The organism is Streptomyces sp. WM4235 (genome assembly GCF_001279725.1).
GTDB lineage: Bacteria > Actinomycetota > Actinomycetes > Streptomycetales > Streptomycetaceae > Streptomyces.
Genome location: NZ_LGDE01000302.1, coordinates 1 through 409, shown reverse-complemented (window position 1 = coordinate 409; position 409 = coordinate 1). Strand labels below are relative to the sequence as shown.

1 protein-coding gene is annotated in these 409 nt (G+C 69.4%); it reads left to right on the top strand.

All coding sequences use genetic code 11. The features are described from left to right. On the top strand, positions 1 to 409 hold a 409-nt coding region (locus tag ADK55_RS20010; RefSeq protein ID WP_324611193.1), incomplete at both ends, for a carboxyl transferase domain-containing protein.

Sequence of the window (409 nt, the reverse complement as noted above, 5' to 3'; positions counted from 1 at the left end):
GCTGCTCGATGAGGGTTCCTTCAGGGAGGTCGAGCAGCTGCGTCGGCACCGCGCGACCGGCTTCGGCCTGGAGGCGAAGAAGCCCTACACGGACGGTGTGAACACGGGTTGGGGGACGGTCGAGGGTCGTACGGTCTTCGTGTACGCGCACGATTTCCGGATCTTCGGTGGCGCGCTGGGCGAGGCGCACGCGACGAAGATCCACAAGATCATGGACATGGCCATCGCGGCCGGTGCGCCGCTGGTCTCCCTCAACGACGGCGCGGGTGCCCGCATCCAGGAGGGCGTCTCCGCCCTCGCCGGCTACGGCGGCATCTTCCAGCGGAACACGAAGGCCTCGGGTGTCATCCCGCAGATCTCGGTCATGCTCGGGCCCTGCGCGGGCGGCGCCGCCTACTCCCCGGCGCTC